The following is an 11,384-nucleotide window of genomic DNA, read 5'->3' as shown; positions in this document are numbered from 1 at the left end:
GTCGCACGGCGTCGGCCTTGAACTCGTCAGAGTACTTCTTCTTCGTCATGGTGATGTCCTGCATTCTCCGGCCCAGTATGGGCCAGTGTCAGCGTGTCCACCACCCAGGGGCTATCCCCTGTCGATGCTTGAATGGACCGTATCCGATCACCTAGTTGCACCCCGGCTGCGTTCAGGTCCCGGTACGGATGTCGGTGGCAGGACGTGGCCGGACCTCGTCGGGTAGCAGCGACGCGTGCACGGTTCCGTGGACGCGTTCGAGACGGATCCCGGTGCGGGTCGGACGAAGAGTGCGGCCGCTGCTGGTGAGGACGGTATCGACGGCGGACAGCAGGCCGGAGCCCTCGGTGATGCCGTGGCAATCGATGATCTGGGCATCGAGGCGGTAATCGGGCCGGCGCAGTCCCGCACCGAGGGTGATCAAGGTGGTTTCCTTGGTGCGCAGGCGCGCAGCAAGGCCACGTTCGATGCTCGGCGTGAACACCGTGGCACCAGGGGTCCAGACGATCAAGTCCATACCGTCGGCGAGGACGGACAGGACGGCGATCGGGTCGTTGCCGGCGTTTCCGATCACGGCGACGTGCGAGAGGTCAGCGCCTTGCTCATGGGCAGCGAGTAGCCCGAAGGTGGGCGTGTCGACGACGGCGACGTGGCCTCCGGCTGCGGTGACTGCGGCGACGATCGATACCGCTGGGCCGCGAGCGCCGGTCAGTTCAACGGTGCTTCCCCGAGGTAGCCCGGCGCGGGGAAAGGCGGGGCGAAGGTGTTCGGGTAGGGCAAGACCGGAACGGGTGGGAGCCGGTGCGGCGGTGGCGTCGGGGGGTGGGAGGCGTGCGGAGCGCTGCGGGTGCGCCGGTGTGAGTTGGACGGCTTCTCGGGTGCCGCGGGGGTTGACGGCGGCGATGCGGCGACGCAGGTCAGCGATCGTCGCATCGTGGTCCACCACCTCAGTCATTCGAACATACTATCGACTAGGCGATCGTTGTCGGGCTCAACCGTCAGCTCGGATCGGCGGGCGCTTCGTCAAGGCGCCCCAGGGTGGTTGCTCAGGATCGGCCGTTCGTCTGCTCGATAGCCTGCTCTCATGACGACCAGCCCCAAGCGGTGGTTCCTCACCTCACGCTGGCATCAAGTCGATGCTGCCGGAGCCGCCGGACTATGCGGAGAGTCCCTTCCGGCTCAGTGCGTCCCATCCACCTCGACCAAGGTGATGGACGACATCCGTGCACATCGAACGAGCGTGTGTGGGCGCTGTGAGCGTATTGCGGAGGAGACGATGCAGCGACCTCCCGACCAACCGCCGCACCCGACCGCTCATCCCATCGCAGCCGGGATTCAGCGTCAGCGTCGGATGCAGCGTCAGCGCCGCACGGCGTGGCTCGAGGCGGAGAAGCGAGACAAGGCAGATAGAACTCCGTCGACGTCCGTACATGCTGCGCCGAACGGCCTTCCCAGCCTGGGCAAACGGCAATCACGCCCGTGATCGGTGTGGTCACGCCCAGGCGATCACGTGATCAGCCCAGACCTCGAGAAGACCATGGTGGTGGCTGATGGCGAGAACGCCGAGGCCACTGCGGGTTTCCTCGGTGATGACCGTGGTCAGCGCCGCGGTGGTGGCCGGGTCGAGCATCGCGGTCATCTCGTCGCAGATCAGGTAACGCGGCCGCTGGACGAGAGCGCGCGCAAGGCAGGCGCGTTGGAGTTGCCCGTCGGACACCTGGTGGGGACGGCGGGCGAGGAGATCGTCGGTCAGCCCGACTCGCTGCGCGGTGGCGTGGACGGTGTCGGCGCGACCTCGGCGGGTGCGGAGGGGTTCGGCGATGATCCGGCATAGGGTCCACCGTGCGGTGACGGCCTGTCGGGGTGACTGGAACAGCATCGCGACCGTGCCAGGTACAGCTACGGACAGCGGCTTGTTGTCGAGGGTGATGTGGCCGTGTTGCGGGGTGTGCAGTCCGGCCAGGACGCGCGCGAGGGTGGTTTTGCCGCTGCCGGATGCTCCGGTGAGTCCTGTGATGCTGCCGGCGGGAATGGTCAGGCTGACGTTGGTGAGCACAGGCTCGCCCCCGTGATGACCGGCGGTGATGCGGTGGGCCTGCAGACTCACGAGACGGCCCCGATCAGGCGACGCACGGACCGGTCACCATGTTGTGCGATGTAGGTGGGGCCGCCGGAGAATCCGGGTGCGGGTCGGCGTCGGTGGTAGACGCACTCGTTCGGCAGGTCGGTCAGGGTCGGGGGCATGCCGGGGATCGGGTGCAGTCCGCCGCTCGGTAGCGCGGCAAGCAGGTCGCGGGTGCAGGGGTGCCAGGGGTCCGCGAACACCGCTGCGGTGGGGCCGGTTTCGACGATGCGGGAGGCGTACATGACGGCGATGCGGTCGGTGTGGGCCGGGAGGGTGTCGAGGTCGTGACTGATGAGCAGGACCGCAGCCCCGGCGTCTGCGGCCGCCCGGAGGAGCTGCAGGGTCTGCTCGGTCAGGTCGGGATCGAGATTCGAGGTGGGTTCGTCGGCGACGATCACCTGCGGGTCACCCGCGAGGGCGAAGGCGATCGCAGCGCGTTGGGCCATGCCTCCCGATAGTTCGTGCGGGTAGAGGCCGGCCACGGCGGGCTCGAGGCCGACCCGGGTCAACAGCGCGACGGGGGTGTGCGTCGAGCGTAGGTGCCGGCACGTTTCCGCGAGCTGGTCGCCGACGCTGCGGACCGGGGTGAGGTAGGTAGCGGCGGACTGCGGGATCCACGCGATCCGGCGGCCGCGGACCTTCCGCCAGGTGCGCGCCCCGGCTCCCTCGAGGTGGACGTCGACGCTGCCGGGATGGTGGAGGGTGATGCCGCCGTGGACGGTCGCTGCCCTCGGCAGCAGCCCGCAGATCGCGGCGCCGACGACGGATTTTCCGCAGCCGGATTCGCCGACCAGGGCGTGCACCTGCCCGGCGGTCAGGGTGAGGTCGACATCGGTGGCGGCGTGCACGGTTCCGGCGGCGGTCGGGATACGGACGGTGAGCCCGTCGAGGGTCAGCGCGGGGGTGGTCATCGGATAGCCCTTTCCGGCAGTGGCGGGGTGATGCGGTCACGCACGGCGGCGCCGACGACCCCGACGGCGAGAGTGGTGACGACCAGTGCGGCCGCGGGGAACAGAAGGGTCCACCAGGCACCGGTCAGCACGGCGGCGCGGGCGTCCTGCAGCAGCGTCCCGAGCGACGCCTGGTCCGGAGGCAACCCGAGGCCGAGGAACGAGAGCGTGGACTCGTGCCAGATCGCGTGCGGGAGCAGCAGAATCACCGCGACGATCCCCTGCCCCGCGGCCGCCGGGACGAGATGGGTAATGGCGATCCGGGTGCGGGTCGCGCCGGACAGGCGCGCGGCCTCGAGGTAGGTGGCCGAACGCGCGGCGCGGACCTCGGCGCGCGCGATGCGCGCGACCTGCGTCCAGTGGGTGAGCGCGATCGACGCGACGATCGCGACCAGATTGCCGGGATAGAGCGCGACGACAACGATCCCGAGGAGCAGGTGCGGCAGCGCGTTGATCCCGTCGACCAGCCGCATCACGATCCGGTCGACCCAGCCGCCGAGTGCGCCGGCGGCGACACCGACCGCCACCCCCAAGACTGCGGAGGCGACCGCGCAGACCGCGGCGATCACCAGGGACACCCGCAGCCCGGCGGCGGTGCGGACGAACAGGTCCCGGCCGGCAAGGTCGGTGCCGAACCAATGCGAGCCGGAAGGCGGTTGGTAGGCGGCTGCGAAGTCGGTCAATCCTGGGTTTGTCCCGGTCAGCATCGGGACGACCAGCGCGTACACCGCGATCACGGTGAGGACAACGATCGCCCCGGCCACGCGGTGGGGGCGGCGCAGGAGGCTACGCATCGTCGGCCACCCGCGGGTCGAGGAGCGCGTGTGCGAGGTCGGCGAGCAGCGACCCGGCCAGCACCAGCCAGGTGGTGCCGATCGTCAGGGCGGCGAGCAGCGGGAAGTCCAGTTCGCGGGCGGCGGTGACGAGGCTGCCGGCGAGCCCGGGCCAGGAAAAGATCTCCTCGACGATCGCCGCTCCGACGAGCAGCTCGGGCAGCCGCAGCCCGATGACAGTGGTGAACGGCCCGAGCGCGGCGGGCAGCAGATGACGGCCGACGACGACCGGTTCGGGCAGGCCGCGGGCGCGGGCGCCGAGGACGGCGTCGGATTCGGCGGCGCTGCGCACGGATTGACGCAGCGAGTGCACCAGCCACGGCAGCAGCGACAGGGTCAGCACCGCCGCCGGCAGGACCAGATGCCGGGCGACCTGCGCGGCGGTGGGGTCGGCGCCGGGATCGGTCAGCCCTGCCACCGGCAACCACCGCAGGGAGACCGCGAAGACGGTCACCGCGCCGAGGGACAGCACGAACGGGGGTACGGCTTGCACCACGGTTGCAGTTGCTGCGATGGCGCGGTCGAGTCGGCCCCGGGGGTGCAGGCCCGCCCACATCCCGGCGGCCAGCGCGAGCACGATGGCGGCAGCGAGTGCGGTGCCGGACAGTAGCAGCGTCCAGGGTCCGCGCTCGGCCAGCACGGTGGTGACCGGTTGGGCGTAGCTGCGCGAGGACCCGAGGTCACCGGTGACGGCGTGGCCGATCCAGCTCGCCCACTGCTGCCACCACGGCGCGTCGAGGCCGAGTTCGGTTGCCACACGCTGTTTGTCGGCTGTCGACATCGTCAGATAGCGGTCACCGAGATAGCCGGCGAGCGGATCGAACGGCGAGTCTGCAGCCAGGGCGAACAGCGCGAGCGAGACCGCTGCGGTCAGCGGGATCGCGAACAGTGCCCGCCGGATGCTCATCCGGGCGATTCCCCGGCCACGGCGACGACGAACGCAGGGTGTCGTGGACTCTGGGGCGGCTGATACCGGCCGGGTGACGGTGGTGGTCATGGCCGCGTCCATTCGCGCAGGTTCCACCACGGCCCCCACGAGGCACCGTGACTGTGTGGCTCCAGAATCGGGGTACTACCTGCGTAGTCGGTGTCCCGAAAGACGTAGGTGTGGTCGAGGAACACGAGCATCACATAGCCGGGATCGGCGACATAGGCCGACTGGACGCTGCGGTAGTGCGCGGCGCGCTCGTCGGGGTCGGTGGTGCGGCGCGCCGCATCGAGAGCGGCGTCCACGACCGGGTTCACGTAGCCCGAGGCGTTGTCGTAGGGCGAGCCGACACCGGGCTGGGCGTAGCTCGAGTGCAGCGTGCTGTAGATCTGCGGATCCGGGTCATACGGCAGGTCACCGCCCCCGAGCAGACCCGCCTCGACCGGCAGCCGATCGGGCAGGCTCGCGCGGTCGACCGGTTGCACGTTCACCCGCACCCCGATGCGGTCGGCGTCGTTGGCGAACGCCTGCGCCAGGTCGCGGCGCAGGGTGTCCTCGGGGAAGTACATGACTGTGAACTCCGCCCGGACTCCTGCCTTCTCACGCACGCCGTCGGCGGATCGGATCCAGCCGGCGGCGTCGAGGATCTGCTCGGCGGCCGCCGGGTCGAACTCGAATGCTGCGGTCGGCTCGTACGCCGCGCCGTACACCTCGGGCAGCGGCGTCGACGCGGGACGCCCGTAGCCAGCCAGCACGTGGTCGACGATGGACTGCCGGTCCACCGCCCGGTTCAGCGCGGCGCGGATCGCCGGGTCCGCGGTGACCGGGTTGCCGGCGGGCAGGCTCACCGCGCGCCAGTCGGCGGAAGTGTTCGACGCCACCTCGAACCCCGGCCGGTCGGTGAAGGTCGCGGCGAGCCGGGGCGGCAGGTTCGCGCCGTCGACCTCCCCCGCCACCAGCCGCTGGGCGCGCGCGTTGTCGTCCGGAACGTGCACCACCGTCAGATGCTCGACCTGCGGTGCACCGTCCCAGTAGTCCGCGTTCGCCTCGAACACCGCCTGGTCCGGACGCAGCGATACCAACGTGTAGGGGCCGGTGCCGACCGGGGCGGTATTGAGGACCGACTCCGATGCGAGGCCGCCGGACAGGCGTTCGGCCGGCACGATCCCGATCAGCAGCTTCGTCGGCAGCGCCGCGTACGAATACCTCAGATCGAAACGCACCGCATGCGGCCCGGTCGCGGTGACGGACTCGATCATGTTCAGCGAGGTTGCCAGCGGGGATGCGGAGGCCGGGTCGAGGATCGCGCGGTAGGTCGCGGCGATGTCCTCGGCATCCACGGTGGTGCCATCGGTGAACCTCACGCCGTCTCGGATCGTCACTTCCCAGTGCAGCCCGTCGTCGCTGACGGTCGGCATCTCCGCGGCGAGTGCCGGCTCGAAGGTCGGCATCCCGTCGCCGCCGACCAGCCGCAGCAGGCCGTCATAGAGCTTCGACTCCCCCGCCTCACCGTGACCGGCGATCGGGTTGTAACCACCGAGGTCGAAACCATCGGCAAGAACCAGGCCATCGGCTGGTACGGGGGGCGCTGCGGGGACGGTCGCGCAAGCCGTCGCGGCGGCGACCGTGGCGAGGACAGCGACTGCCATCGCGGTTCGGGATCGTGTGCGCACTCAGGGGCCTTCCGGTCACGGTGCCCCCCAAGTACGGCGACACCTGCATGGTCGTGCAGGTGTCGAAGTTAGATTTCGCCTTCTCCATCTCCGCTGACCAGCGGAAGGCCGCTCGACGCCCATGTCGCCAAGCGGCGCGCGATCGGTGGGTCGAACCGAGGTGCCAAGGGCGTTGTTCGGCAGGCAGTGCCCGCGGTACGCGATGCACGAGCGCCGGTCAGCGACCCGCTCCGCTGTAATGCCCGGGCTTTGCCCGGCGATGGCTAGGTGCACGGACCAGCAGGTATTCGAGTCGGGGCCTTCGTGGCTTCGTTGTGAAAGCGAAGGTTATGAGGGCGATTGCGGCAGTTGGGCTGATGTCTATGGTCCTGTTGGTGACCGGCTGTTCCGGGGACGGCGATACGAACGCCGCGGCGCCGGCCACGGCCACGACGGTTTCGACACCGCCACCGACAACAACATCGGCCACACTGTCGGCGACGCCCTCGACCGAGCCGGAACCTGTGCCCGTCGCCACGAGCACCACGGCCTCAGCCGAGACCGTCGCAGAACCTTACGTCGTCGAATGCCTGGATGGCACCCCAGGAAAAGCGATGTGGAGCGATGGCACAAAGGCGTTCTCCCAGTGGTGCTACGACCAGCGCGGCGGCGACGAGTACTTCCGGCAGGAACGTGAGGCCAACACCTTCGAGTGCGACGGCACCGTCTGCCGCAACCCCTACACCGGAGGCTCATACCCCGATCCCCAAGCCCAATCTCAGCAGTCGACGGCGGACAAGCTAATCGCGTGGTGCGGAACAGACAAGAACTTCTACAACCGCGGCACGACGTACTACACCGACGGCACCTCGTCCTCATGGACGCAGTACTGCGCCGACCAGTTCGACTCGGTCAACAACCCGCCGCTGCCGCCAGGCACGAACGGCGGTGGCGGTGCCGTCGCAGGACCGTGCCCGGCAGCCGACCAAGGCGTCATCACGTACACCCCCGACGGCCGCAAGCAGCAATGCTCCAACGGCCACTGGGTCTACATCGCTTGACATGCACCCGGGCTCGCGCAGGTCAGGGATTGCCCGAATGGTCGAACAACCACCGTTCGAACAGATCCGGGCGCACATTGCCGGCCTCCTGCGCCCACCGGGCGAGCAGGGAGCAGTACCGCTGGTACGTCTCGGCCGGCCAACCCGTTTCGGGATGCAATGAGGTCCACCCGATGTCGACCAAGGCGGCCGCAACACGGCTGTCGAGGATCAACGACGGGTGATCCGGTGCACCTGCCCCGGCGAAGTACAGGTACTTCGTGAAGAACGCCGGGCCGAGATGGGCGATCGCGGGGGCGCCCCGCGGGTAGAGCGTGTCGTAGGCACGTTCGGGGTCGCGGTGAGACAGTTGCGCGGCCGTACGCAACGCCAGCGCGGCAACGGAGCGGTCCCGGGACACCGAATCCATCCGGTTGAGAATCTGCCGCACCTTCCCTCCCGCGCCCCACGCGAGGGTGTGCCACAGCAGAGCGAGGGTATCGGTGGGAGAACCCGACGACGCAGCCGCGAGCGCGAAGATGTCCCCGCGGGTGATGACAGTCCTGCCGTGGTCGACACGGTGCCCGGTGCTGTCCCGTCCGACGACGGGCCCTCCGGGAAGGCCACGCTCGCGCAGCGCATCATTCCACCAGGTCAGATTCACGGTGACCGGATGATCGAGGATGACCTGGCGAGGGTGAGCGGATTTCACCCATGCCAGGCATGCCTCGGGCGGTTCGACGGTGCTCAGATCGGTCGGTGCCATGGCCTGATCCTGCCCGACCACCACGGGGAATGCGGGATCCGGCTGCCGGTGTCCCCTGGCTGGACCTTAGAGGGCGAGTGCGCGGCGTTCGTCCAGGCTCTGCGCCGAGGCGGGGTATTCGGCAAGCATGTAGGCGCGGAACCGTGCCCAGTCCTTGTCGTCGGTGAGCGCCCAGCCCATCCCGTACATCGGGCAGACCTCCTGATAGCAGGACCGGCACACGATGCCGCCCAGCGAGCCTTTGGCGGAGGCGTCGCAGCAGGGGGTCAGGTGGTAGGCGACGCCCGCGTAGGCCACGACGTGGGCGGTGTCGTCACGGTAGATCTCGACGATTCGGTCGCGGCGTTCTGTGGTGGTCTCGGTCATGGGAATCCTCCATCGAAAGCTGTATGGGCGGTACATCTTTGAGCGTCCGCGGCGACGTCGACGGTGTTGCACCTGGCGGTGGCGAAGACCGTCGTTACTCTCCGGCGTGCACCGACATCGCCGACTTCGAGGAGCCCCGAGGATGCCCACGCGCACAGTGGCCGCGCCGACCACCGACGAGGATCTGCAGCAGTGGTCCCACCGATTCGATCTCCTCGCCGATCCGAATCGACTGCGGATCCTGCATCACCTGCATCACGAGCCGGACTTGTGCGTCTCCGATCTGGCCGACGCGGTCGGTATGCGGCCGACTGCGCTGTCGCAGGCACTGCGGCTGTTGCGGGAGCAGGGATGGGTCGCGGCGACACGGCAAGGGCGGCTGATGCGGTACCGGTTGGTAGATGTGACGGTCCACTCGTTGCTGCATACGGTCGGGGCCGACCACCAGCACTGAGTGGCCTTCCCTGCTCCGTCCCCGGATAGCGGTTCAGCCAAGAACCGCGTCGTTCCAGTGCAGGTCGAGTCCTGTACGGCGTCGGCGCATCGCCACTGACGATCCGTACACGGCCAGCCGGCTTGTGTGCCGATCATCATCGTCGGTGCGCAGCACGACAACCGGGGTGCGGGTGACGTGCCCGGTCGAACCGGGAGGCCGGACCCGCTCGATGGACGTGTGGAGGATCCCCGCGGCGATCAGGTGTCGCACCACGAGCGCCACCCGGCTGAACAGATCACCCCGCCGGTCGTACACCGGTACATCGAAGCTGAACTGGCCCTCACGCTCGTGTGGATCGCCCGTTTCGGGGGCCGCCCACACCTGCGGGTGCAGACGCTCGGCGTCGAGCATCAGGGCGGGCAGGGCCGCACCCCCGTACGCGCGGGCGGCGGCGTCCGCGCGGCCTGCCTCATCAGTGGTGAGGGTGTCGTACGTCGAGATCCAGTCGGCGATGCGGAATCCTCCCCCGTCGGGCCACCAACTCAGCGCGTGGATGGTCTCGGTCGCGGCGTCGTTGCCGTCGGCGGTGACCGTGAACGGAGCGGAGAAGGTCAGGTGGGCCTGCGTGTACGGCAGCTCCTCGGCCTGCACACCGAGCGCTGCGGCGTCGTCGTTGGTCAGTGCGTGTGCGGCAGCGATTGCGACCGCACCTGCGGCCGGTGAGGCGATGAGCAGCGGCATCTCGGCCATTCGATCGGCGCGATCGGTCAGCCACTGGCCGACCATCGGCATCTCCGCGCCGGCAGCGAGGTCGCCGGTGGGCACGGCGGTGACGTAGCCGTAGGCGTGAGCGAGCCAGGCCGCCAAGCGCACACCGGTGGACTGCAGATCCGGATTCCAGGCTGCGGCCAGGTCCATCTCGACATGGGAGCGGAGCGCGGCTGCAAGGCGGTTCCGCAGCCACGCGACCGCTTCGGCGTGGTCGGTGACCGCGCTGGCGGCGGCGAGTCGGGCGTCCCAGGTGGGAAGCGCGTGCATGGTCATCGTGGGTGAGCTCCTCGATTCGGAGGTTGGACAGCGTCCGGGACGGCCGGACGCCTGAGCAGGGGGGTTGTTGTGCCGGTGGCGAGGATGCGGCGCTGGCGGGTGATGTCTCGGGTGCTCGCTTGGTGGGCGAGCACTACTGCGGCGGCGAGGGCCGCGAACAGCACGGTGAAGGCGCCGACGACGAGGGCCACCATGGTGAACGGGAAGCTGGCGTCGGTCCACGTGAGGGACCAGACGGGATCCCCGGCACCATCTGGTGCGGCGAGGCGGTCGAGGCGGTAGGCCACGCGCATGAGGATCCATCCGACTGTGGCTCCGGTGAGGGTGGCCGCGGCGATGGTTGTGGCGGCGACGGCGTGTGGGGAGGCAGGACGCAGGGCGGTCATGGTGGCGGCGACGGTAGCTGGCGGGTTCACCGCTTCACCGCGTGGGTCGCTGCCTCCCCGGATCGGTTACTGGCCCGCCGGTCCGAACCGGTGTGTCACGTAGTTGCCGCCACCGCCTTCGTAGGTGGTGTCTCGGTTGTATTCGTCGTTGCCGACGATCACGCCGCCGGTACCGCGGGTCCAGGTGACGTCGTTGAGATATGTCAGTGCAGCCTGATACAGGCCGGTGACGGCGGCGTGGTCTCGGGCGTGGTTGTTCTGGGGGACTTCCCAGTGGAGGGTGCGTCCCTCGAGTGTCAGGCCGAACTCGCTCTCTCCCCATTCGCGGGTCCGAGCGTTGGGGATGGGAAACGCGGCGGCGATGACCGCTCGGGTCGGCTTGCGTCCGCCGTTGGATTTGACGATGGACTGTGCGCGCATCCGGGCATCGGCACGGCGATGCGTGTGCACGTCGTCGTACGACACCGGAATCGACACTCCGTAGGGGATCGCGGCAACCCGCTTGGCCAGGGGCAGGGCCTTGACGTCGTTCCACACAGCGTCGATTTCAGCCACGACGAGTGCCCTGTAGGTGATCGCGGAGGCGTTGAGTGCCTTGCGTAGACCGGGCACCGCGGCAGCTGGCAGGGTGATCGTCCCGGCCTCCCATTCGTAGCAGCTCATCTCTCGAAATCCTCTCGTGCGCTGGGGGATCGGACTCTTCGATCGTCTCGATGGAGGAAACCGGTGTTGCAGACCGTGGTCGCCACACGAGACGCCGGCACCGCTCGGGCATCACGACGGACAGCACTGCGCTCGCCGACACCGCACTGCAACACCGCCACCACAGCCTCCGAACGATCGCTGGTGTCACCG

General features: G+C 69.0%; 13 protein-coding genes. 2 read left to right on the top strand and 11 right to left on the bottom strand.

Going from position 1 to position 11,384, the window contains the following annotated elements:
- Positions 1-172: 172 nt before the first annotated feature.
- The 6 genes from K3M35_RS21855 to K3M35_RS21830 all read right to left on the bottom strand — a co-directional run bounded on the left by K3M35_RS21855 (position 173) and on the right by K3M35_RS21830 (position 6,485).
- A complete protein-coding gene (locus K3M35_RS21855; protein WP_217580367.1) occupies positions 173-955 on the bottom strand; it encodes a hypothetical protein in 783 nt (260 codons plus the stop codon).
- Positions 956-1,492: 537 nt separating this feature from the next.
- Positions 1,493-2,107, bottom strand: coding sequence for an ABC transporter ATP-binding protein (locus K3M35_RS21850; protein WP_217580365.1), 615 nt, complete (start codon positions 2,105-2,107; stop codon positions 1,493-1,495).
- A complete protein-coding gene (locus K3M35_RS21845) occupies positions 2,104-3,036 on the bottom strand; it encodes an ABC transporter ATP-binding protein (protein WP_217580363.1) in 933 nt (310 codons plus the stop codon). The genes K3M35_RS21850 and K3M35_RS21845 overlap by 4 nt, the downstream gene beginning before the upstream one ends.
- The gene (locus K3M35_RS21840; RefSeq protein WP_217580357.1) at positions 3,033-3,869 is read right to left on the bottom strand and encodes an ABC transporter permease; all 837 of its coding nucleotides are present in this window, start codon (positions 3,867-3,869) and stop codon (positions 3,033-3,035) included. Before K3M35_RS21840 ends, K3M35_RS21845 begins: the two co-directional genes overlap by 4 nt.
- Positions 3,862-4,815, bottom strand: a complete 954-nt coding sequence (locus K3M35_RS21835; protein WP_217580411.1) for an ABC transporter permease — start codon at positions 4,813-4,815, stop codon at positions 3,862-3,864. Before K3M35_RS21835 ends, K3M35_RS21840 begins: the two co-directional genes overlap by 8 nt.
- 86 nt (positions 4,816-4,901) lie before the next feature.
- Positions 4,902-6,485, bottom strand: a complete 1,584-nt coding sequence (locus K3M35_RS21830; protein ID WP_217580356.1) for an ABC transporter substrate-binding protein — start codon at positions 6,483-6,485, stop codon at positions 4,902-4,904.
- Between the two features lie 617 nt (positions 6,486-7,102).
- Between K3M35_RS21830 and K3M35_RS21825 the strand changes: the two genes are divergently transcribed.
- A complete protein-coding gene (locus K3M35_RS21825; protein ID WP_193904192.1) occupies positions 7,103-7,549 on the top strand; it encodes a hypothetical protein in 447 nt (148 codons plus the stop codon).
- Positions 7,550-7,571: 22 nt separating this feature from the next.
- Here K3M35_RS21825 and K3M35_RS21820 read toward each other — a convergent pair whose 3' ends face one another.
- Entirely contained in the window at positions 7,572-8,294 is a 723-nt protein-coding gene (locus K3M35_RS21820) for a hypothetical protein (protein ID WP_217580354.1), read from the bottom strand.
- 66 nt (positions 8,295-8,360) lie between these two features.
- Positions 8,361-8,660, bottom strand: a complete 300-nt coding sequence (locus K3M35_RS21815; RefSeq protein ID WP_193904190.1) for a hypothetical protein — start codon at positions 8,658-8,660, stop codon at positions 8,361-8,363.
- Between the two features lie 142 nt (positions 8,661-8,802).
- On the opposite strand from K3M35_RS21815, the gene K3M35_RS21810 reads away from it, so the two are divergent.
- The gene (locus K3M35_RS21810; RefSeq protein ID WP_217580353.1) at positions 8,803-9,114 is read left to right on the top strand and encodes a helix-turn-helix transcriptional regulator; all 312 of its coding nucleotides are present in this window, start codon (positions 8,803-8,805) and stop codon (positions 9,112-9,114) included.
- Between the two features lie 33 nt (positions 9,115-9,147).
- On the opposite strand, the gene K3M35_RS21805 is transcribed toward K3M35_RS21810, so the two are convergent.
- Genes K3M35_RS21805 through K3M35_RS21795 form a run of 3 tightly spaced genes read right to left on the bottom strand, consistent with a single transcriptional unit; the run spans position 9,148 to position 11,192 of the window.
- Positions 9,148-10,140: a hypothetical protein gene (locus K3M35_RS21805; RefSeq protein ID WP_217580352.1), complete on the bottom strand. Its 993-nt coding sequence runs from the start codon at positions 10,138-10,140 to the stop codon at positions 9,148-9,150.
- Positions 10,137-10,559, bottom strand: coding sequence for a hypothetical protein (locus K3M35_RS21800; protein ID WP_217580351.1), 423 nt, complete (start codon positions 10,557-10,559; stop codon positions 10,137-10,139). The genes K3M35_RS21805 and K3M35_RS21800 overlap by 4 nt, the downstream gene beginning before the upstream one ends.
- 36 nt (positions 10,560-10,595) lie before the next feature.
- Positions 10,596-11,192, bottom strand: a complete 597-nt coding sequence (locus tag K3M35_RS21795) for a hypothetical protein (RefSeq protein ID WP_071935012.1) — start codon at positions 11,190-11,192, stop codon at positions 10,596-10,598.
- Positions 11,193-11,384 lie beyond the last annotated feature (192 nt).

The organism is Rhodococcus sp. DMU2021, from assembly GCF_019641445.1.
GTDB classification, from domain to species: Bacteria; Actinomycetota; Actinomycetes; order Mycobacteriales; family Mycobacteriaceae; genus Rhodococcus; species Rhodococcus pyridinivorans.
The sequence above is the reverse complement of the archived record's forward strand: the minus strand, read 5'-3'. Positions and strand labels throughout refer to the sequence as shown.

Bases quoted from the DNA above. Each gene is read 5' to 3' on its own strand.
- K3M35_RS21805 (WP_217580352.1), bottom strand. From the start codon at position 10,140: ATGACCATGCACGCGCTTCCCACCTGGGACGCCCGACTCGCCGCCGCC.
- K3M35_RS21855 (WP_217580367.1), bottom strand. From the start codon at position 955: ATGACTGAGGTGGTGGACCACGATGCGACGATCGCTGACCTGCGTCGC.
- K3M35_RS21815 (WP_193904190.1), bottom strand. From the start codon at position 8,660: ATGACCGAGACCACCACAGAACGCCGCGACCGAATCGTCGAGATCTAC.
- K3M35_RS21845 (WP_217580363.1), bottom strand. From the start codon at position 3,036: ATGACCACCCCCGCGCTGACCCTCGACGGGCTCACCGTCCGTATCCCG.
- K3M35_RS21830 (WP_217580356.1), bottom strand. From the start codon at position 6,485: ATGGCAGTCGCTGTCCTCGCCACGGTCGCCGCCGCGACGGCTTGCGCG.
- K3M35_RS21810 (WP_217580353.1), top strand. From the start codon at position 8,803: ATGCCCACGCGCACAGTGGCCGCGCCGACCACCGACGAGGATCTGCAG.
- K3M35_RS21825 (WP_193904192.1), top strand. From the start codon at position 7,103: ATGTGGAGCGATGGCACAAAGGCGTTCTCCCAGTGGTGCTACGACCAG.
- K3M35_RS21840 (WP_217580357.1), bottom strand. From the start codon at position 3,869: ATGCGTAGCCTCCTGCGCCGCCCCCACCGCGTGGCCGGGGCGATCGTT.
- K3M35_RS21835 (WP_217580411.1), bottom strand. From the start codon at position 4,815: ATGAGCATCCGGCGGGCACTGTTCGCGATCCCGCTGACCGCAGCGGTC.
- K3M35_RS21820 (WP_217580354.1), bottom strand. From the start codon at position 8,294: ATGGCACCGACCGATCTGAGCACCGTCGAACCGCCCGAGGCATGCCTG.
- K3M35_RS21795 (WP_071935012.1), bottom strand. From the start codon at position 11,192: ATGAGCTGCTACGAATGGGAGGCCGGGACGATCACCCTGCCAGCTGCC.